The sequence below is a fragment of the Vibrio sp. SSH13-20 genome (assembly GCF_040104475.1).
GTDB lineage: Bacteria > Pseudomonadota > Gammaproteobacteria > Enterobacterales > Vibrionaceae > Vibrio > Vibrio harveyi.
This window is the reverse complement of the sequence record NZ_JBECOU010000001.1, coordinates 462,507-482,846: the sequence shown is the minus strand read 5'-3', so window position 1 is coordinate 482,846 and position 20,340 is coordinate 462,507. Positions and strand designations below refer to the sequence as shown.

Annotated in this window: 18 protein-coding genes; 6 read left to right on the top strand and 12 right to left on the bottom strand. The window is 44.3% G+C overall.

Annotated features, from left to right (window positions below; translation table 11 throughout):
* The first annotated feature begins 107 nt into the window (after positions 1 to 107).
* Together ABMY42_RS02340 and ABMY42_RS02335 are read left to right on the top strand one after the other, a co-directional pair.
* The gene (locus ABMY42_RS02340; protein ID WP_005453670.1) at positions 108 to 740 is read left to right on the top strand and encodes a thiol:disulfide interchange protein DsbA/DsbL; all 633 of its coding nucleotides are present in this window, start codon (positions 108 to 110) and stop codon (positions 738 to 740) included.
* Between the two features lie 14 nt (positions 741 to 754).
* Positions 755 to 1,228, top strand: coding sequence for an FKBP-type peptidyl-prolyl cis-trans isomerase (locus tag ABMY42_RS02335; protein WP_005453668.1), 474 nt, complete (start codon positions 755 to 757; stop codon positions 1,226 to 1,228).
* A gap of 67 nt (positions 1,229 to 1,295) precedes the next feature.
* Here ABMY42_RS02335 and ABMY42_RS02330 read toward each other — a convergent pair whose 3' ends face one another.
* The 6 genes from ABMY42_RS02330 to ABMY42_RS02305 form a co-directional block, all read right to left on the bottom strand.
* Positions 1,296 to 2,186, bottom strand: coding sequence for a hypothetical protein (locus ABMY42_RS02330; RefSeq protein ID WP_256901637.1), 891 nt, complete (start codon positions 2,184 to 2,186; stop codon positions 1,296 to 1,298).
* 38 nt (positions 2,187 to 2,224) lie between these two features.
* Positions 2,225 to 4,624, bottom strand: a complete 2,400-nt coding sequence (locus ABMY42_RS02325) for a fimbria/pilus outer membrane usher protein (RefSeq protein WP_349265906.1) — start codon at positions 4,622 to 4,624, stop codon at positions 2,225 to 2,227.
* Positions 4,625 to 4,670: 46 nt separating this feature from the next.
* Positions 4,671 to 5,333 carry a fimbria/pilus periplasmic chaperone gene (locus ABMY42_RS02320; RefSeq protein WP_349265905.1) on the bottom strand — a complete coding sequence of 221 codons (663 nt, stop codon included), beginning with the start codon at positions 5,331 to 5,333 and terminating at the stop codon, positions 4,671 to 4,673.
* Between the two features lie 50 nt (positions 5,334 to 5,383).
* Positions 5,384 to 5,896, bottom strand: a complete 513-nt coding sequence (locus tag ABMY42_RS02315; RefSeq protein WP_005453662.1) for a hypothetical protein — start codon at positions 5,894 to 5,896, stop codon at positions 5,384 to 5,386.
* 170 nt (positions 5,897 to 6,066) lie between these two features.
* Positions 6,067 to 6,702 (bottom strand): response regulator transcription factor, encoded by a 636-nt coding sequence (locus ABMY42_RS02310; protein ID WP_005453657.1) that lies wholly within the window; start codon positions 6,700 to 6,702, stop codon positions 6,067 to 6,069.
* Positions 6,703 to 6,910: 208 nt separating this feature from the next.
* Positions 6,911 to 7,513: a beta-phosphoglucomutase family hydrolase gene (locus ABMY42_RS02305; RefSeq protein ID WP_005453655.1), complete on the bottom strand. Its 603-nt coding sequence runs from the start codon at positions 7,511 to 7,513 to the stop codon at positions 6,911 to 6,913.
* Between the two features lie 76 nt (positions 7,514 to 7,589).
* On the opposite strand from ABMY42_RS02305, the gene arfB reads away from it, so the two are divergent.
* Together arfB and ABMY42_RS02295 are read left to right on the top strand one after the other, a co-directional pair.
* Entirely contained in the window at positions 7,590 to 8,003 is a 414-nt protein-coding gene (gene arfB, locus ABMY42_RS02300; protein ID WP_017819300.1) for an alternative ribosome rescue aminoacyl-tRNA hydrolase ArfB, read from the top strand.
* 71 nt (positions 8,004 to 8,074) lie between these two features.
* Positions 8,075 to 9,844 carry a methyl-accepting chemotaxis protein gene (locus ABMY42_RS02295; protein ID WP_349265904.1) on the top strand — a complete coding sequence of 590 codons (1,770 nt, stop codon included), beginning with the start codon at positions 8,075 to 8,077 and terminating at the stop codon, positions 9,842 to 9,844.
* A 92-nt stretch (positions 9,845 to 9,936) separates the two neighbouring features.
* Here the strand turns inward: ABMY42_RS02295 and vmeZ are convergent, their stop codons facing one another.
* Positions 9,937 to 13,089: a multidrug efflux RND transporter permease subunit VmeZ gene (vmeZ, locus tag ABMY42_RS02290; protein WP_005453652.1), complete on the bottom strand. Its 3,153-nt coding sequence runs from the start codon at positions 13,087 to 13,089 to the stop codon at positions 9,937 to 9,939.
* An 8-nt stretch (positions 13,090 to 13,097) separates the two neighbouring features.
* Positions 13,098 to 14,225: a multidrug efflux RND transporter periplasmic adaptor subunit VmeY gene (vmeY, locus tag ABMY42_RS02285; RefSeq protein ID WP_045489863.1), complete on the bottom strand. Its 1,128-nt coding sequence runs from the start codon at positions 14,223 to 14,225 to the stop codon at positions 13,098 to 13,100.
* A gap of 350 nt (positions 14,226 to 14,575) precedes the next feature.
* Between vmeY and ABMY42_RS02280 the strand changes: the two genes are divergently transcribed.
* A complete protein-coding gene (locus ABMY42_RS02280; protein ID WP_005453645.1) occupies positions 14,576 to 15,034 on the top strand; it encodes a cytidine/deoxycytidylate deaminase family protein in 459 nt (152 codons plus the stop codon).
* Between the two features lie 120 nt (positions 15,035 to 15,154).
* On the opposite strand, the gene pepT is transcribed toward ABMY42_RS02280, so the two are convergent.
* Together pepT and ABMY42_RS02270 are read right to left on the bottom strand one after the other, a co-directional pair.
* Positions 15,155 to 16,384, bottom strand: coding sequence for a peptidase T (pepT, locus tag ABMY42_RS02275; RefSeq protein ID WP_005453643.1), 1,230 nt, complete (start codon positions 16,382 to 16,384; stop codon positions 15,155 to 15,157).
* A 192-nt stretch (positions 16,385 to 16,576) separates the two neighbouring features.
* On the bottom strand, positions 16,577 to 17,437 hold the full coding sequence (locus ABMY42_RS02270; protein ID WP_005453642.1) for a DUF6279 family lipoprotein: 861 nt from the start codon (positions 17,435 to 17,437) through the stop codon (positions 16,577 to 16,579).
* A 264-nt stretch (positions 17,438 to 17,701) separates the two neighbouring features.
* Between ABMY42_RS02270 and ABMY42_RS02265 the strand changes: the two genes are divergently transcribed.
* Entirely contained in the window at positions 17,702 to 17,875 is a 174-nt protein-coding gene (locus ABMY42_RS02265) for a hypothetical protein (RefSeq protein WP_005453640.1), read from the top strand.
* Positions 17,876 to 17,937: 62 nt separating this feature from the next.
* Here the strand turns inward: ABMY42_RS02265 and ABMY42_RS02260 are convergent, their stop codons facing one another.
* Both ABMY42_RS02260 and narQ read right to left on the bottom strand, forming a co-directional pair.
* Complete coding sequence (locus ABMY42_RS02260; RefSeq protein ID WP_005453637.1) at positions 17,938 to 18,570, bottom strand: response regulator; 633 nt, start codon at positions 18,568 to 18,570, stop codon at positions 17,938 to 17,940.
* Complete coding sequence (gene narQ / locus ABMY42_RS02255) at positions 18,557 to 20,293, bottom strand: nitrate/nitrite two-component system sensor histidine kinase NarQ (RefSeq protein ID WP_005453635.1); 1,737 nt, start codon at positions 20,291 to 20,293, stop codon at positions 18,557 to 18,559. Before narQ ends, ABMY42_RS02260 begins: the two co-directional genes overlap by 14 nt.
* Positions 20,294 to 20,340: the final 47 nt, after the last annotated feature.

The window sequence follows — 20,340 nt, the reverse complement described above, 5'->3', positions numbered from 1 at the left end:
AACTTTCTTCGATTGTCTCACTTTAGTGTAACAAGCCGTATTAATGGTTTTCGTCGATACCGTTAACCGATAAACTAGCACCAATTTTACTATTTAGAGCCTTACCCATGTTCAAAACCATTTCTAAAGGCGCTGCACTTTTTGCCGCAGTTTTTGCCCTAACAGCTTGTGACAACGGCAATAGTCAGCCACAACAAGGCAAGCAATACGAAGTTCTGCCAGTTTCTCTTGCTGAATACAACTTAGCACCAGTAACTGAAGCGTTTTCTCTCACCTGTGGTCATTGTCGTACGATGGAGCAGTTCGTTCCTCAAATTGAATCGTTGACAGAACAGAAAGTTGAGAAGATGCACGTTACCTTTAACGAAAGTGCGCAAATCAGCGCGATCATTTTCTATACAGCGGCAATGCAAGTTAACGGCACTCCGGACAAAGCGTTTATGGAAGAACTGTTTGCTGCCGTTCAAATGGGTGCAGATGCAACAGCCGATGAGCGCCAAGCAGCGGTAGAGAAAGCTTTTGAGTCTCGTAACCTAGTAAGCCCTTACCAGCTAGACGACGCACAACAAGCGAAACTGTTTGAATATATTACTAAAGCAGAAGAGATCACGACTCGTGGTCAAATCAACTCAGTTCCGGCCTTCATCGTAAATGGTAAATACCAAGTAATCACTGGTGGTCACGAGACCGTTGAAGCAATGGCTGACACTATCAACTACCTGCTAAAACAACCAAAATAAGACAAGGAGCTACTGTGTCTAAATTTCTGTTTCCTCTTATTATTTTCGTCCTAGCGGCATTCTTTATCTACCGTACTTGGACAAACCACAAAGCGGCAGACGAAAACTTTGCAAAAGGGCAAGAGTTCCTGCTAGAAAACAGCAAGAAAGAAGGTGTGATTACCACAGAGAGTGGTCTGCAATACCTTGTTCTTGAGAAAGGAACGGGCGACGTTCATCCAACTGCAACTAGCAAAGTGAAAGTTCACTACCATGGCACGCTTATCGATGGTACGGTTTTCGATAGTTCAGTAGAACGTGGTGAGCCGATCACATTCGGTCTAAATCAGGTGATTAAAGGCTGGCAAGAAGGTCTGCAATACATGGTTGTAGGCGAGAAAATCCGCCTGTTCGTGCCAAGCACACTTGGTTACGGTAAAAACGGTACTGGTCCTATCCCACCAGCAAGTGTACTGATCTTTGATGTGGAGCTATTGGACATCCAATAATCCTCAGCAAGAACAAAAAAACGCCGCATCAATTGCGGCGTTTTTTATTCGTCTCAACTTACGTTAGTCAGTAGGCAATCAAACTAATGGTCATCTCATCTTCATATAACCCTGCAGCAGCACCTGGCACTGCCTTATTTTCAAAAGCCATATTGAAGCGAGTTTGGTTCCCACGGTGAGTATTTAAAAACACCGGACTATCCAACCCAAGAGTCTGACCTTGCAAAAATGTGGTGTACGGAACTTTATGACTCGGTTTCCTCGTATTGACAAGGTGCCCATGATTCAACGAGTCGAGCTCAAGTTTTACGGAAGCGTTGCTCACCACGACAATGTCCAAATCCCTTCGGTTTTGCTTGGTTAAATTCCCCATATCCACCGTTACTCTTGCCCCAGAAACAGACACATTGGAACTTGAATTTGCCTCTATGCGTGCTCGTACGAATGGCTTTATCGTGTAGTCGAGCCCTGCATTCCTCACACCAACTTCAACTTGCTTGCCAAGTAACGAAAATTCAAAATCTGCCCGATAATTGCCCGGTTGCATGGTTTTTCCTTCGGGCACTTGCACCCAAAAATCGACCTGCTTACTACCACGACTTGGTAGTAAAAAGTCTCCTTGAGGGGTTCTATTTAGGCTTTTTCTTTGCGTGTTAAGGACGGTCGAATTGATCTTACCTTGAGGGCCAGAAACAACCTGCTGCCAACCATTTGAAGGTTTGATGACAATGCCGCTCATACAGTTAACTAGTTGGCTATCTAACTCTATTTTTCCTTGAAACCACAAGGTATCAGGTTGCGTCACATGAGGTTTATAAGGTGTATCATTGATGCTTACCCTAAATGTCCCCTCACACTGCGCTTCGCTGGCATCATTCGCCAACAACGGTGAAGCAAAAGCAGTAAGAAATAGCACGGTTGCGAATGTTAAGACATCACTGCGATTAACTGTTTTCATCCTATTCTCCTTTTCCTTTACCAGTACAATGCGCTAAATTATTTGTCATTGTTCGGCATTACTGTGATTTCACCTAAATCGATTAAGCTCGTATCAGACTCAGGAATCGAGATAACGACAGGGCTAGTCTGTAGTCCATAAAGCTCAAGTGTATATATGCCAGGACGTAGACCTTGAATGAAGAATCGTCCTTGCTTGTTGGTAAAAAACTCAATTTGTTCATCATCAACCAACACACGCCCTTGTCGGTACTCGATAGGTTCACCGCTAAGACGCTTCAAATAACCACTCGCCGTATATGACGCATCGGAACCTATCGTCAACAAATATCCGGTGGCCGCCGCCGGCATTAGCTCAAGTTTGCCATCTCCCCAGTCATAACCAACGGGAGAATCCATCACGTTATAATCCATCGCATAGCGAGCATAAGGTTGGGAGATCGAGACAAGACCATTAAGATGCTTTGTCGCTATTGCGGTTGGTCTTCCTTGGGAGTCTACATCTAGGTTCGCAGTCGCTTCACCCAACGTCGGGTGCATTTCTGCCAAAACAAAAGGACCACTGGTCGCACGTCCCCACCCCCAATCACCGTCAACCATACCAACTGCAGTCGCTAGGCGCAGTGAAGCTTGGTATTGCTCGGTATCTTCTTTTCTCACTACATCACGGCTTACTTCGGACTCTGCTCTAAAACGATTTGCGGTGTAACTCAATTGAGCTCGTTGGGTATCACGAAATTCGTCCTGCTCAGCTTCGATTCTTACGCCATAGTCACCAACGTAGTTCAAACCTTCATTACTAAAATACGCTCGGCTCCGTTCATTCTCACTGTTGTAAGATAGACCTATACGATTTCCATGCTCATCCGAATACCAATTGTATTCAAAGGTAAACAAGAAACGCGTATCCGGTTCGTTATAACGCTCGGATTCTTCGTATTCGCTGCCAACCCCTACCGTAAAACCACCATGTCGCCAATTTAGCAAGACCGAACCACGTAACTCATCGTCATCAGGAGGGAGCTGAGTCAGGCGTCCTGTTAATGTCAGATCAAATTTACTGTTTATCTGCCAAAAGTAATTTGCGAGATATTGTGTATATGAGTTGCCTTCTTGGGATTCTTTCCAAGGTTTGTTTTGAAAATCATCCGATTTTTCAATCGCAAAACGTAGGTTGGGAGATTGGCTTTCCCCACTTCCAAAAATGCTGTTTTCATAATCAAGGGAAGCTATCCAACCGTCTTCTCCCGAACTTGCAGAGCTTAGCGAATAACGAGCAGTCACATTCCCTACACCGCTTTTGAAAGTAAACAGAGCCCCAAATATCGAACCATCTTGAGCATATAAGCCGTTTGCACCTGCGGTTAACCAGTCAGTGACGCCATATTCTAAGTAACCTGTCGCTACCCATTCCTCTTCGTATTCTACTTGACGGTTGTCATAGATGATTGGCTGCCCAACGGAAAACGAGTAATCAATCAGACCTTTTTTCAACAGCTTAGCGTTGTAAAATTGAGTAAAGCGCAATACTTCTTGCTTACCAGAAACGTAGTTGACGACAACCGTAATATCGTTAGCACCGTTATCTAAGATAAGATTCTTGAGGTTGTAACGTCCCGGCTCCAATCGCCCACCAGAAATTCGTTCACCGTTGACATAAACTTCCACTTCAGCGGATTCGAGCAGAACAAGTTGTTGGCTACTCTCAGGGCTTGTCTCACGATCCGGTTGTAAGTCAGCGTATCGACTCTCAATAGAAAAACCACCCAAGGACATGCCATAAATATGTCCGGATTCACCGCTGATAACATCCCCTGTGGAAGCACGCATCGGTAAGTTTGGATCATCATAGAAAGCAATCCACTCACCTCGGGAAAACTTTGTGGTTTCGTTATCCGCTTCAAGATAATTGGCTAAAAGAAAATTCACACCACTGGCACCACCGATATTGCCTTGTGACAACCAATCCAGTGACGTGTCCCAAGTCTCAACATCCTCTTGCCAATAATTGTTATAGGCGAAGCTAAAACTGTTTAACCAGCTTATCGAGCCACTATCAGAGGGAATAAAATCGGGATAGCCAGACGACAAAGTAATGTCTTGTTCGCTAAGAATTTGTGCCGAGAGCCGAACATCAATAAACAAGGATTCAGTATTAAGTGTCACCTCGATACCTCGCTCAGCGAGTGTTTCGATATCAACGAATGTTGACGGCTCTGAACCAAAAAACTGCGACCACCATTCCGGACTCACGCGCGTTCCGAGCAAATCTTGGAGGGCATCGACAGACACTCGCTCAAGAGCCATGCCGTTTATTTCAACAGGGAGTTCGCCAAGCTGATTTTGTTCATACACAAGGGGCAAGGAGAGGCTGTAAGAGCTTCCCCATACAGCCCCAGAAATAAGGACAGCGATCGATACGACGAATGCGCGCCACATTGTAACCTTCCGTGTATGTCAGCGACGTTATGAAAACTGGGTGTCGTTAGTTCACAAGAAGTGACTCGACGTTCACCTGAACTTTCTGGTTTGGTACGAGATATTGCATCGGCAGAACCGGCTCTAGTTGCTCCCAACCCCAACGCTTAGTTTGACCCTGCCAATCAACCGAGTAAGTGTGTTTGTTTAACTCAATAACACTTGAACCTGTATTGCTAATTTTCAGGTTTGGCTTGTTGTCATTGGATACAATGATTTCGCTAGAATATTGGTCTTGCGCATCTTGTGGAGAGACAAACACAAGCGCTCCGATTCGGAACAACATTTGTATGGCATCTTTCTCAACTTCATCCGCTTTGAGTGGCAATTGGCTCACGATCAAACGATAGGACTCTGCTACACCCTTGGGTGCGCCAATGTATTGCACCTTAATGGTCTGAGATTTCCCCGGCTGAATAAGTACTTGCGGTGGAAAGATCATCAAGTCATCGGTTTCAAGAAGCGACTCTTCGTTGTTGAATTCAACTAATCGCTTAACGCCAGTCACCTCAATAGGCAAAGGTGCAAGAGAGGTATTGGTTACCTTGAAAAATACCGTTGTCTCTTTCCCTGAATCGGAAAGAAATTGCACCATTGGGAAAAGCTCAAAAGCCAACACTTGTGCTGGCATGTAAATCAAGATGAGAAATAATATTCGAAGTGTTTTCATACAACATAATGGCTGAGGGATGGACGGGACCTCCCTCAGCGCATTCCTTCCTACATGTGGAATAGAGTCACATACATCGCGCCGCTGTATTCACCCCAACGCGCACCAGCTTGAGGTTTAGAGGTAATTGAAAGTTTGTGCTCATCAGTCATCGTTTTATCTAGGTTGTTACTAATTTCAACCACTTGATGGATACGAGCAACGGTAGTGTCAATCCCTTTGTCTTTTAGCTTAGTTTCACCATTGAAGCTGTACTCCATTGGAATTTCATCTTCATTGCTGTTGGTAAAACCAAATGGGTCAACTTGGACGATACCTTTTGTGCCGTATGAGTTGCACCACGTTTTAAAGCCAAATTCTTTTGTATCAGATGACTTAGTTAAGTCGAAATTGATGACATCCAAGTTGCCGTAAGTCATCATTTCACAACGCTTAGGCACTTCACCTTTGAATTTAACGTAAAAGTCTGCGCGACCTTCGTCAGACCCAACGACCCATGGATTCGCAACTGCACCAGCCGATACAAGCAACGCCATTGCTGCAAAACCTGCTAAACGTTTCATGATTGTTCTCCTTTACATTTTTTCCTGCGGTATAGACCAAAAGTTGAATTAAGTAGACGAGTTAAATGTACGCCTTATTAACTTTTTTCCTATCGGTCATCTGACCAAAAGAGCTACATAAAAGGATGAGTAAAGGACAACCAAATAATTAATTTGAACTAGATCAAAAATCACTCAACCATTAAAGATCCTAACTGAGAACGGCTTTGCTTTCCTGTTTTAGATAATATATGGGAGACATGTGTTTTTACCGTGCTTAAACTTACACTCAGTTGACCTGCTATTTCTTTATTTGAATAACCTTGAACTAAATACATAAATACTTTCTGTTCTTTAGTAGAAAGTTCGTATTTAGCACCTAGAACTTCCGCAGATGAAGAACTATGAACTTGTCCCCTAACAATATTCTTCAATGAAGAAGACATGGCTTCTCGACTAAACCATAACTGACCAGAAGCCACCATTCGGACGGATTTGTGAAGCAGTTCTAAGGTAAAGTCATTCTCTAGTAACCCACCCCAACCCAGAGATATAAGCCCTTGAACTCCCTCTAAGTCTTGCTTACTCGCATTGGCAAGCAACCAAGCGCCGCCACGCGAAAGTGGTGAGATTAAGTGCAATGATGGATTACCTAAAGTAAGGCGATCATAAATAACAATATCAGTATTTTTTAAATTCCATATATTATTGACAGTTTTCTCAGTGTAAAAAGTGTAGTTTTTAAAAGAATGAGATAAACCAGCAATAACTAACCCTGACCAATCTGAGTCAGAAGAAATTACATAAACATTTTGAGAGCGTGTCATGATCCTTTCCTGTAAAAATAATTTAGTAAAAGGAATAAATAACTATAGCGAGTGTAGATTATTAATACTTTATAATTAGATTAATAATTTGATTAATTTCACAATAAACATTCACATTCTCATTATGAGAATTATATAAATTCACTGAGGTTATACAAAAAGACCACGATAATATCGTGGTCTTTTAAATGACAATTAACTTATTAAGTTAAGATTTTGGATAAAATACTAGCTCATTACCCTCGACCATCACACAATCCATTCCTGCGGCATGAGCGGCTTTTTTTCCTAACTCGGTATCTTCAAACACCACACACTCTTGTGCAGACAAACCAAGCTGTTCGGCTGCCATAAGAAACGTATCTGGGAAAGGTTTGTGATTTTCTACATCCGTTGCCGTAACGACAGCATTTAACTTCTTCAGAATGCCCGCTTTTGCTAACAGACGCAGTGCGCTATCACGTTGACTGCCTGTTCCAACAGCAATCTTCTTATTACCAAGATGTTGGTCCAAAACCGTATTCGTGCATGAAATAATTTCACCGTGTTGTTCCATTTCTGCAAACGTGTCCATTTTGAAACGAGAAACAACTTTTGGGTCGAGAGATAAACCGTGTTGACGATTCACTTCGCCAACAATTTTGAAGCTTGGCATGCCCCCTAAACTATGCAACCACTCTTGGTTAAAAGGGAACTCGAAACGGTCTGCTGTCGCTTGCCATGCAGCTAAATGCGCTGGCATCGTATCAATCAAGGTGCCGTCCATGTCGAAAATTAACCCTTTATAGGGGCTTAAATCTATTGTGTTCATGTCAATTCTTCTATTTGTACATCTCTGATGGTAATTTATCAGCCATCGTCACATTCCTTATTGGCATTTAGTAATCATGCTCAAAATTTCGAACTCCGTCACAATTCAAGATTGGGAAATCCAATTATTGCCTATCCGGGCTCAAGGAAATGGTGGGCAGAACGTTAATAAGGTATCGTCCGCAATACATCTGCGCTTTGATGTACGTCATTCCACACTGCCGGAATTCTATAAAGAGCGACTCCTCGCCCTTTCGGATAGTAGGATTTCAAAAGAAGGGGTGATCATCATTAAAGCTCAGCAGTTTCGGACGCAAGAGCAGAACAAAGAAGACGCACTAAATCGATTACAAGCGTTGATACAATCTGCCAGCCGACAGGAAAAGAAGCGTATTAAAACGAAACCAACTCGCGCTTCACAACGTCGCAGACTTGATAGCAAAACCAAGCAAGCGACAAAAAAACAGCAACGCCAGAAAGTGCTGTACTAACAAACGTCAGAGCTAGCCATTGGAAGCCTCTTTGGGTTTCTTAACTTAGTCAATTCTTCAGGACAAACTATATGACTATTAGGCACAAGCTCTACTCCCTAGGAGTAATTGCCATTCTTGGCATTGTGACCCTATTGGGTACCTCGTCACACTTCGCTAACCAAAGCCAAGAGCTCAACCATGCAATCAAATTGGTTGGCGATCTCGAAATTCGTCTCCTTAACCTGCGCCGTAATGAAAAAGACTTCTTGTTACGCAGCAACATCAAATACCTCGATAAATTCAATGCTAACGTCGACAAATTTTTGGGTACCGAACAAGAATTGGCTGGCATTCTCAACCTTTATGAACTTCCTTCTAGTCATCAATTCAAGCAAGATTTACTGGCTTACCAAAAAGGATTTCAAAAATTAGTTGCTGCTTACGAACGCTATGGTCTCGATGCAAACAGTGGTCTATTAGCGAGCTTTGAACAGGCTTTATCTGAAGCCGAGCAAAATGCAAACCACCAACAAGTAATGGCACTGACTAAGTTCGCACAACGAGTTAAAGCCGGACAAATGGACGAAGGCCTGTTGCAAGGTTTGTATGTTCCTTCATTAATCGAAAATGCGCGCCAACTTGCGACGCAGAAACAGACGATTGGAGTCGCGTACAACAAAGGTCTACTGGGTGACACTCGTGCCCTATCACACACAGTTGAAGAACAATTTAAGACCTTCTCATCTGCGTTGAGTAATGCAGCGACCGAACGTGATAGTCAAAACACCATGGTGAAACAAGTTATCACTGCGGTAGTATTTATTATTATCTTAGCTCTGATTTCGCAAATCTCACGCTCAATCAATGCACGCGTTAGTAGCCTGCTTGCGACCATAAAGAACATCAGTGAAAGTAATAACATGGGTTTACGTTCAGAGTTGGCAGGTAAAGATGAACTGGCGGACATCAGCCACCACTTAAACGATCTGTTGGATAAGCTTGAGCACCTGATTCACGGCACACAAGAGAAGTCAGCACAGCTATCAGCAAGTACTGACAACATGCATCGCGAACTAGAAGGTGTGATGGAACAGTTCCACACTCAGGCAGACCATACCTCATCAATGGCAACAGCAGTTCAGCAAATGGTCGCCACGATTGGTGAAATCTCTGAAAGTACTTCTGTGGCAGTAGAAGGCGTTCACCAAGCTGCAAACAATGCGGAGCAAGGTCGTACCGTTGTTGAAACCACAGTAACAAATGTCGGTCAATTAACTGGTATTCTCTCGAACAGCCAGCAATCAATTGGCTCTTTAAACGAACATGTAGCGAAAATTGGCGGTGCAGTAAACATCATCCAAGATATTGCAGAGCAAACTAACCTACTCGCGCTAAACGCAGCAATTGAAGCAGCACGTGCCGGCGAGCAAGGTCGTGGCTTTGCCGTCGTGGCGGATGAAGTACGCGCACTCGCAAGTCGTACTCATCAATCGACAGAAGAGATCACTCGCGTGGTATCAGACATTCAGTCACAAATGTCGATGGTCGTATCTGATATCGACCAATGTAACGATCAGGGTCAGCAAACCCTACAAGCATCGGAGAAGCTGGATTCAAGCCTTCAGCAAATCATTGCAGACATGCATGCAATTCAAGGCAACTCTGAACGCATCGCATCAGCAATTGAAGAGCAAGGCATCGTGATGAATCAGGTGAGCGACTCGATTACTGAATTGAACGTGATTTCAGAAAACAACATGCAATCTGCACAAGAGTGTCTGCATGAAGTCGACTCTGTCTCTGCTCAAGCCCATGACATGGACGAAGCGGTTGCGGAATTTAAAACTCGCAGCGCGTAGCCCAAGTTCACTTACTCGGTTTAAATGAGTACCAACAAAAAGCCCGAAGCACTCTCATGCCTCGGGCTTTTCTATTTAAAGTTACTTAGTGCTTATTCATCATCTAAAGGAACCAGTTTGGTATTACCACCGTGGATCTTCTCACGTTTTCTCTGTACCAGAGCGTAGAAGCCCGGAATCAGGAAAGTACCTGCTAGGAGCACACACAGCAGACCACCAATTAGGGAAATACCCAATGAGTTCTGACTCACATGACCCGCACCAGCGGCGAAGATCAATGGGAAAATACCCAAGATGAACGACCAAGACGTCATGTTAACAGCACGGAAACGAAGCTTACCCCCTTGTACTGCTGCACTGTCGATATCCACATCTTTTTCTTCACGCTCTTGCTTGGCGAATTCCACAATTAGGATTGCGTTCTTCGCCGCGAGCGCTATGAGCAGGACGAGACCTATCTGAGCGTACAAGTTGAGTGGCGTTCCGGTTAAGTTCAATGCGAGGAAGGAACCCAACGTTGCCACTGGCACCACTAGGATGATCGCTAAAGGAATACTCCAACTCTCGTACTGCGCCACCATGAACAAGTAGATAAAGATCAATGCCAATGCGAACGCGTAAATCGCTTGGTTACCTGCCAAGACTTCTTGATACGCCATACCCGTCCACTCGTAGGTGTAACCTTGTGGCAGAACTTCAGCCGCAACACGTTCCATTGCTGCAATCGCGTCACCACTTGAATAACCCGGAGCAGGTTGACCTTGGATGATGGCACTGCGGTACATGTTATAACGCCATGCAACATCCGGCTCAAACACCTGTTCGTAGCTCACTAATGTACTCAGTGGCACCATATCGCCGCTCGAAGAACGAACGTGGAAACGCTCAAGATCTTCCATACTGCTGCGGTGTTCACTGTCTGCTTGCATGGTCACACGGAAGTTCTTACCAAACATGGTGAAGTCGTTCACGTATAGCGAACCAAGGTTACCTTGCAATGTTTGGAAGATTGACGACAGTGGAATACCTAATTGTTGCGCTTTCTCACGGTCAATATCGACATAGTAATGCGGTACATTTGCACGGAAGGTACTGAAGGTATATGCGATTTCTGGAGCTTGGTTAGCCGCCTGAATCATTTCACCCATTACCATCGACAAATCAGTACGGCTACGACCTAACGTGTCCTCAAGTACAAATTCAAAGCCTGAGGCTGCGCCCATACCCGGAACGGCAGGAGGTCCCATCGCAAATACTATCGCTTGCGGCAGTTCCATCGCAGCACGACCGTTGATGCGGTTTGCAATTGCGTTAGCAGCATGTTCACCGTCAAGTGAGTTACGCGTATCCCAATCATGCAGTTTGATAAACAGAGACGCACCATTTGATGCTGCGGCACCCGTCATGAATGAGTAACCATTCGCAACCGTCACGCCATCAACACCCGGTTCTTGCTCAACCATCTTCATCAGTTCATTGGTCACTTCTTCGGTACGAGAAAGTGACGCAGAGTCCGGAAGTTGCACGTTCACTAACAAAATGCCTTTATCTTCTTGAGGTACAAACGCCGTAGACGTTGTTTTCGCGAAGAAAGTTACTGCGGCAACCGCGACGAAGAAGAAAGCAATCAGCAACATAGACTTCTTGACCAAGAAGCCAGCGATCTGACCGTAGCGCGCTGTTACACGCTCTAGACCACGGTTGAACGCTTGGAACCAGTTTGCCGTGTTGCCACCACCCTGCTTCAACACCAATGAACATAGAGCAGGTGACAGTGTTAGTGCGTTAATAGACGAGATCACAACCGAGATACAGATCGTCAATGCGAACTGACGGTACATGATGCCGGTAATCCCCGGAAGCATGGCTACTGGTAGGAATACCGCCAATAGAACCAAGGTCGAGGTAATGATTGGACCCGTTACTTCTTTCATCGCCAGCAAAGTCGCTTTACGCGGTGAAATGGTTGGGTCTTTCGCCATGGTGGTATCGACGTTTTCGATAACTAGAATCGCGTCATCTACCACGATACCGATGGCGAGGATCAAACCGAATAGGGTTACCGTGTTGATGGTAAAACCCGTCGCCTGCATGATAGCGAATGTGCCGATAAGGGATACTGGAATCGCAACAACAGGAATTAAGGTTGCGCGCGCACTACCAAGGAACAGGTAAGTAACTGCAATTACCAACAAGATCGCTTCAATCAGCGTTTTCACTACACCCTTGATCGACTCAGCAACGAACACGGTTGTGTCATAACTGGTTTCGTAAGCCATGCCTTCAGGGAAATTCGTGCTCAAACGTTCAAGCAAGTCCATGACCGCTTGCCCACTTTCCAATGCGTTTGCGTCTGATTGTAGTGACAACGCGACGATAGAAGCATCTTGACCACGGAACTTACCGTTACCATCATAGAACTTCTTACCAAGCTCAACGCGAGCGACGTCTTTTAGGTATACAGTAGAACCATCTGGGTTTGCACGAAGTACTACATCCTCAAACTCGCTCACGCTCTCAAGACGACCTTTGGTCACCAAGTTAAACTGAACTTCTTGAGGGTTGTTGTATGGCGCAGCACCAATACGACCGGCCGCTACCTGTACGTTCTGCTCTGCCAACGCCGAGTACACATCAGTTGTTGTGAGGTTCAGGTTAGCCATTTTTTCTGGATCTAACCAAACACGCATCGCGTATTCACCACCACCGATAACGTTAACTTCACTGATGCCCTTAACACGCGCCAGTTGGTCTTTTACGTTCAGGTTGATGTAGTTGATAAGGAACTTGTCATCGTACTTACCGTCAGGTGAGTAGAAGTTCAAAACCATCAACAAGTCAGGAGAACGCTTTTTCACCGTTACGCCTACCATGCGCACTTCTTGAGGCAGTTTTGACTCAATCTGCGATACACGGTTTTGCACGTTAACCTGCGCCATGTCTGGGTCAGTACCCACATCGAAGGTGACGTTTAGGCTGTAAGAACCATCGTTAGCACTCTTTGAAGACATGTAAATCATGTTTTCAACGCCGTTCACGGAGGTTTCTATTGGGTCGGCTATCGCTTGCTCCACAACCTCAGCACTTGCACCCGTATAGAATGCCGTCACGCTCACCGATGGTGGACTGATTTTAGGATATTCAGCAACAGGCAAGATCGCTAATGAGATGGCACCTGCCAACGTCAAGATGATCGAAATAACCAGTGCGAATTTCGGTCTTTGAATAAAGAAACGACTTAACATGACGCCTCCTACTGTTTCTGTTCAGCAGGTGATTGAATACGCACTTCTACACCGTTGCGTACACGTTGTAGACCTTGTGTAATCACAGTGTCGTCCTTGTTCAAACCTTCTTTGATGATGATACCCTGCTCTACTTGCGCACCAAGTTCAACGTTACGGCGCTCCGCAACATTGCCTTCTGCCATCACCATGGCAAAGTCACCTTCTAGGTCCGTTTGCACTGCACGACGAGGAATCACGATGACGTCTTTTGCATTCTTATCGCGAAGGTTCACTTTAATGTGCTGGCCAGGAAGTAGCTTTTGCTCAGGGTTTGGTACCACTGCGCGCATCGCGATCGTACCGGTTTGCGTATTAATCCGATTACCTAAAAAGTCCAATTGACCTAGATGTTCGAAGTACTCTCCGTTTTCCAGTTCAAGCTGAACCTCAACGCCACTCGACTCTGCACTACCGTCGCCTTTAATACCGTCCATACCAAGGTTTAAACGTTCACGTTCACTCACGCTGAATGAGGTATGCACTGGGTCTAGGCTAACTAATGTCGTCAAAATGCCAGAAGATGGGGAAAGCAGATCACCAGTACTTACTTTACTGTCACTGATGCGACCACTAAATGGAGCACGAATTTGAGTGTAAGAAAGGTTTACTTCCGCAAGCTTAAGCTGAGCGTTTGCTGCTTCAAGCTCTGCTCGCGCGCCAAGTAACGTCGCCGTCAAAGCATCGAACTCTGATTGGGAAATACTGCCACGTGGCAACAAGTTTTTACCACGTTGGTGGTCGAGCTCTGCTTTCTTAAGTGCCGCTTTTGCCTGAGCTAGCGCTGCTTTTGCACTCGCCACTTGCGCTTCAAAAGAAGAAGGCTCGATGGAGTACAACAACTGCCCTTTCTCTACCATCTGACCTTCGTCAAAATGGCGAGCTTCAAGATAGCCGGAGACTTGTGCCGTAATATTCGTATCTTCTACTGCTTCAATGCGACCGATGTAAGACTTGCTCGGTTGGTAGTCGATAATTGTGACATCTTGAGTCACAACAAGAGGAGCTTGCACCCCCTTCTGGGCATTGTTTGCTTCTCCGCATCCCGCGAGGATAGCTGTTGCCGCCATTAGTGCGACGAGTGGTTTCTTTTGCATGTATATACCGTCTTTATAGAACAGGATTCGTTTGACAATACCCTAACCTTACAGGGTGCTTTGTCCGAAAACTTCAAGAGAAACCGGGGAAAGTGTATCAAAGTGTAAGCCGATGAAACGACTCGCAAACATCGTAATCAACAGGCTAAATTTGTTGCGATCATGTACACGAATCACGCTGAAAATTGATGTGAAGTAAGCAATGAGAATATGGCGTCATCATCACTTGGAAATCAAAGTCTACATAGGAAAATAGAATCTTCATGATCGCTAGACATGTTTTGACTATTTTTTTAAACAGAATGCGTTATCATGCAGATAATTCAAAGCTTTCGACCGAGAGGATGAGTATGATTTCTAAATGGGAGAAACGTTTTTACCAAATGGCTGAGCTGGTGGCATCTTGGAGTAAAGATCCATCGACACAGGTAGGTGCGGTTATCACAAAACAAAACCGCATTGTTTCTGTTGGCTTCAACGGCTACCCACATGGTGTTTCTGACAGTGTGGATACGGATGAACGTGAACTGAAATACTTAAAAACACTGCACGCAGAAGAGAACGCGATTTTGTTTTCAAAGCGCGACTTAGATGGATGTGATATCTGGGTAACGCACTTCCCTTGCCCAAACTGTGCGGCAAAGATCATTCAGACAGGTATCGCTCGCGTGAGTTGCCCAGAACAGTCTGAAGATTTCTTGTCTCGTTGGGGTGATAAGATTCAAGTAAGCCAAGATATGTTCGACCAAGCCGGAGTCGAAGTGAACTGGCTACCAATTAGTGAAATCGAAGAAAAAAGCGTTCGTTAAACCACCTCTTGGATGGCTAATAAACGTACAGAATTCATTTCACTCGAGCAAAATTAAAAAGCCCAGACACGTGTCTGGGCTTTTGTTTACTTGAATGGTGAGATTACTCAGCAAATGATATTAACCGTGCTTCTTCGCCGTTAGCTCAGCAATCTTAACGATCACTTGAACCGATTTCTCCATCATCTCAACTGAAATAAACTCGTGGATACCGTGGAAGTTATAACCGCCAGTGAAGATGTTTGGACACGGTAAACCCATAAATGACAAACGAGCGCCATCTGTTCCGCCACGAATTGGTTTGATCAGAGGTTCCACATCACAATCTTCCATCGCTTGTTTCGCCAAGTCGATAATGTGCGGGTATGGTTCAACCATTTCACGCATGTTGTAGTAGCTGTCGGTGAGCTTCAACTCAACAGAGCCATGCTTCAACCCAGCGTTCATATCATCGACAAGTTTCTGCATGAAGGCTTTACGGCTTTCCAGACCTTCACGATCGAAGTCACGGATGATGTAACCTAGCTCACTGCGAGCCACACCAAGTTCACCTGATTTAAGATGGAAGAAGCCTTCGTAGCCTTCTGTGGTTTCTGGCGTCTGATCTTCTGGCATTTGCACTTGGAATTTTGCCGCCAAGTTCATCGCATTAACCAATTTGCCTTTTGCTGTACCAGGGTGAACACTCACGCCATGGAAAATGACATCTGCACTGGTTGCATTAAAGTTTTCGTATTCTAGCTCGCCTTGAGGGCCACCATCGATAGTGTACGCCCATTTCGCACCAAACTTTTCAACATCAAACAAGTCCGCACCACGACCAATTTCTTCATCTGGTGTAAAACCAATGCAAATATCACCGTGTGGGATTTGAGGGTTTTCAATCAGCATCGCAACCGCGGAAAGAATTTCTGCAATACCGGCTTTGTTGTCAGCACCAAGTAGTGTCGTACCATCAGTCGTGATCAGGTTGTGGCCATGAAGATCGTGCAAATCTGGGTATTGGACTGGTGATAACACTTCATCGCCCAAACCAAGTGCAATATCGCCACCCTGATAGTCCTCAATAAACTGAGGATTTACATTTTTACCAGAGGCATCTGGTGCAGTGTCCATATGCGCGATAAAGCCAATAGCAGGTACATCGTAATCAACGTTAGATGGCAGTTTTGCCATCAAGTAGCCGTTGTCACTTAACGTCACATTGCTTAAGCCAAGCTCAATCATCTCTTTTTTAAGTTGCTGAGCAAACACCAGTTGCCCGCTGCTGCTTGGGCAAGCTGATTCGTGGGGATTAGATTGAGTATCGAACGTGACGTAGCGAAGAAATCTTTCAACTAAATGTTTCATAATTATTCTCATTGTTTTGGGCGAAGGATGCCACGCACAGGGATGCTTGGTATGCGAGGATCCTATCCAACATGGTTCGACAAACCATGTTACGCTCATGAGGCGATAAGAATTTGCTTTGAATCAGTTTTTCATTAAAAAGTGCTGGCGCACTCCTATAGCACTCACATTAAGAATTTGATTTATCGAGTTTTAATTCAATAGGTCTTCGGCAAGTTCTCGCCACTCTCGGATTTTGCCATGGAAGTGTTTCCATTGTTTATCACTCATGGATTGAGCTATATCTAGAGTGAATTGATCCGTTAGTGCGATATTTTGATCAATATTCTTAGTCAATTGATCACTATAATAACTTTCTGGTTCAAATAAGAGCTGCATGAATACCTGCTGGTAAACCACGCTGTTGGTTTTATTTTCGAAAAGATATTCTAATTCTTGAATAATGGAAGATCGATAATCACGCCATAAGGGACTATTTATAATCACTTGCTGAGAAAGCTGTTTGGCTCGCGCTTTTTGTTGGCTAGATAATTTCCCCAACCATTCTTCCATCCACTCCTCTGTATTCTCTAAGACAACTTCTCTCAGTTCTTGTTCCGTTTTTCCTACATATTTTTCATCTCTCTCCTTATAACGTTCTCTTACGCTATCAATAAACTCTGCTTCTTGTTGATTATCGAGCTGCATACTTAACGAGAAGAGATCTGGAGCGGCTTTCGAAACAAGACGTTGATAGTGTTCACGCATTTGGTCTCGATTCGCTTGCAATGCTTCCAATGTAATGCTGTCTTTATTCAGTGCCTCCAATTGTTTTAAGTGATCGATATATAAAGGTAATTCTTCTTTCTTGTGCCAATCGGCTAATAATAAGATTCGCTCCTCTACCAGAGCTTCTTGTTCACCATCTAAAGACACATAGTCATCTAAATATTCGATCACTACCCAATCAATATTGCTGTATAAAAACTTCTTTGCACAACCAGCAAGCGCCAAAATAGATAACAAGATACATCCATATCGAACCGCTTTATTAGATAAACTTTTTAATTTCATCACCGATCCATATTCCCTTTTCCATTGATTAAGTTCTATACTCAATCTAAATCACTTATTATTGCGGCAAACTTACGTCAGTCTGGCAAAGTGACATTGCCACCCTAGTAGTATATAGAGTTTGAAATTAACTTTTTTATCACAACTATCCGCAAAAAAGTGAGTTAGTGCGCAATTATTAGCCAAAACTCGAACGATATAGCGTTCCTTAAAGTGGCATATAAATTGCTTCAATAACATCAGGATAGTTTATGGAGGCGTAGCATGGCTGCTGCTGAGCAACTTGATACGAGTGTAGAATACGAAATTCGCTACTTTGAACAGGGGAAAATGCACAGTATGAGAGTCGTCGCGGAAGATAAGAAAGCGGCGCATCGTTACTATTTGGAGTGTGGCAAACACAATAGTGATTTGTACTCCATTCGCCCAGACCAATAAAAAACCGCCCTTGTTTGGGCGGTTTTTTCTATTTGGCGTTTCTAGAATGGGCGTCTAAAGTGTTACTTAATTTCGCCGAATCGCTCTAGATAAAGCACTGTTGCTGCAGTACGTGAAGGTACTTTCAACTTTTTCAGCAAACTCTTCATGTGCACTTTAACGGTCGATTCAGAGATAAACAGGCGATCGGCAATCTGCTTATTGCGAAAACCACGCGCCACCTCTTGGAGGATTTGCGTTTCACGGTCAGTCAATGAGTCAAATACGTCTTCTTGACCTTCACGCTCATTTAGGTATTTCGCTACCGCTTGGCTGTAGGCTTTGTCCCCTTCGTGTGCTTGTTTTAGCAGTTCAACCAATTCATCTGGCTCTGTGTCTTTTAACAAGTAACCATCTGCGCCGCTACGCACGATAGCTTCGATGTCTGCCGGACTGTCCGATACGGTGAGAATAACAATGCGAGCTTCACAACCGTCAGCACGCAAAGCTTTTAGCGTATCTAGACCAGACATGCCTTTCATATTCAGATCAAGAAGTACTAAATCCAGCTCAAGTTCATGAGCTTTCGCAACCGCATCCGCACCGCTACTTGCCTCTGCGACGACTTCAAATTCTGGCTCAAAACTGAGTAACTGATGAATACCACGTCTCATGAGTGGGTGATCATCCACCAGCATTACTTTACACACTGTCAATGTTTACTTCCTTACTATGTTGGAATTCTAGTCTTACGATACAGCCGCTATTAGCTGCGGCTTCAATTTGCAACTCAGCGTGCAATCTGGCTGCTCGCTCTTGCATGATACTCATACCGTAATGATTTAATTTTTCGTCTTGCTGCTCAAAGCCTATACCATCATCGGTAACAGTCACTGTGACTTTCCCATCAGAATCAAGACATTGAATCTTAATATTGTTCGCTTGAGCATGTTTGATCGCATTTATTGTCGCTTCTCTGATCAACTGTAGTAGATGGACCTGCTGGTGTGCATCTAATTCAGTTGAAGAAAGCTCATTATCAAGCGAGATTTTCGCCGCTGTTTGATCATCAAGCGTCGAAACCATTTCTTGAAGCGCTTGACCAAAGCTACCCTCTTTTATTGTTAGGCGGAATGTAGTCAAAAGCTCACGAAGTTGGGTATATGCTGCTGACAGCCCAGTATCGAGTTCAGCAATGACTTGATTTGTCTGCTCTATCGCTTTGTCATCAGGAATATTCTTCACACTTCGTTTGAGTAGCGATACTTGGATCTTCAAATAAGACAATGCTTGGGCTAGTGAATCGTGTAACTCACGAGCGATAGTGGCACGTTCTTCCATCAAAAGCAGCTGCTCAGCTTGTCTCTGCGCTCGGTTGTAATATACCGCACGAGATAAAATTTGAACAAAGTTGTCAATAAGAGACTCATTAGGACACGGCAAACCCGCTTTCCAATGCAAATACCCAAGGTGAACACCGTCCAGCGTTAATATCTTCGTGTGGCATTCGCTATCACATTCGTGACGGCACTCTTCCCCCTCTGAGAGTATCCAATTTGGTTCCCCAATTTGATCAATTTCGAGCTTAACTGCACGAATTCCTTCCAAACTTGCAATATGTTGTAAAATCGCTTGGAAATTCTCCTGATGGATACGTGAAGCCGTCAGCTCTTTCGACGAATCATACAACACTCTCAGCGATTGGTTCGCATGTTGTAGCTTACGTGTTTTCTCGTCGACAGCTTGCTCCAACCCTCGATATAGCTTACCAAGATCGTTCGCCATCCTATTGAAAGTTCGGGTCAAAATACCCATTTCGTTGTCACTCGATACATTGAGTGACACATTAAACGAACGATTCTGAATTTGTTCACTTGCAAACACAAGAGCGCGTAAAGGTCTGACAACTTCTAGTCTCACAAAGTGCACGACAAACATGCTGACACACAGTATGCCGCCAAGCCCTAAACCACCAATCCACGCTAAGTTGATCAGTTTTTGTTCTGAGTAGTTCTGCAGTTTAAATACAAAAGCATCAATTTGTTGAACAAAACCAGCCACTAAGATCAGATATTTGTCTCTATCTTGGCTCTTTAGTACCGATTTCAGCTCGTGCCAGCGCAGAATCAACCGATAGTAGTCTTTTGTAATATCTTCTGGTACTGACCAATGCTGTAGTGCCAGCATTGAATGGGAGTAAATTGACTGCTCAAATAAGTCAATATGTGAAGAATAGTCAACAGATTCGCTTTGAATATCATGGGCTAAACGATAACTCTGCATTCGCATCGAACCCGCTACGTTGACCGCCTCCGCATCATTAAGGCTTGACGCAAGAGTGAATATAGCAAAGCCAGTCGTCGCCACCGATAGGAGTAAAATCAACATCATGGCAGACGCAATAGTGCGTGTTACTGACTTTTTCACATTTTTAAACAACTCTGAACTCCGCTCGTTTGATAACCACGTTTGTCTTTATACAACGC

Excerpts from the sequence above, each read along its gene's own strand:
- ABMY42_RS02340 (WP_005453670.1), top strand. The coding sequence starts at position 108 with ATGTTCAAAACCATTTCTAAAGGCGCTGCACTTTTTGCCGCAGTTTTT.
- ABMY42_RS02330 (WP_256901637.1), bottom strand. The coding sequence starts at position 2,186 with ATGAAAACAGTTAATCGCAGTGATGTCTTAACATTCGCAACCGTGCTA.
- ABMY42_RS02325 (WP_349265906.1), bottom strand. The coding sequence starts at position 4,624 with ATGTGGCGCGCATTCGTCGTATCGATCGCTGTCCTTATTTCTGGGGCT.
- ABMY42_RS02320 (WP_349265905.1), bottom strand. The coding sequence starts at position 5,333 with ATGAAAACACTTCGAATATTATTTCTCATCTTGATTTACATGCCAGCA.
- ABMY42_RS02315 (WP_005453662.1), bottom strand. The coding sequence starts at position 5,896 with ATGAAACGTTTAGCAGGTTTTGCAGCAATGGCGTTGCTTGTATCGGCT.
- ABMY42_RS02310 (WP_005453657.1), bottom strand. The coding sequence starts at position 6,702 with ATGACACGCTCTCAAAATGTTTATGTAATTTCTTCTGACTCAGATTGG.
- ABMY42_RS02305 (WP_005453655.1), bottom strand. The coding sequence starts at position 7,513 with ATGAACACAATAGATTTAAGCCCCTATAAAGGGTTAATTTTCGACATG.
- arfB (WP_017819300.1), top strand. The coding sequence starts at position 7,590 with ATGCTCAAAATTTCGAACTCCGTCACAATTCAAGATTGGGAAATCCAA.
- ABMY42_RS02295 (WP_349265904.1), top strand. The coding sequence starts at position 8,075 with ATGACTATTAGGCACAAGCTCTACTCCCTAGGAGTAATTGCCATTCTT.
- vmeZ (WP_005453652.1), bottom strand. The coding sequence starts at position 13,089 with ATGTTAAGTCGTTTCTTTATTCAAAGACCGAAATTCGCACTGGTTATT.
- vmeY (WP_045489863.1), bottom strand. The coding sequence starts at position 14,225 with ATGCAAAAGAAACCACTCGTCGCACTAATGGCGGCAACAGCTATCCTC.
- ABMY42_RS02280 (WP_005453645.1), top strand. The coding sequence starts at position 14,576 with ATGATTTCTAAATGGGAGAAACGTTTTTACCAAATGGCTGAGCTGGTG.
- pepT (WP_005453643.1), bottom strand. The coding sequence starts at position 16,384 with ATGAAACATTTAGTTGAAAGATTTCTTCGCTACGTCACGTTCGATACT.
- ABMY42_RS02270 (WP_005453642.1), bottom strand. The coding sequence starts at position 17,437 with ATGAAATTAAAAAGTTTATCTAATAAAGCGGTTCGATATGGATGTATC.
- ABMY42_RS02265 (WP_005453640.1), top strand. The coding sequence starts at position 17,702 with ATGGCTGCTGCTGAGCAACTTGATACGAGTGTAGAATACGAAATTCGC.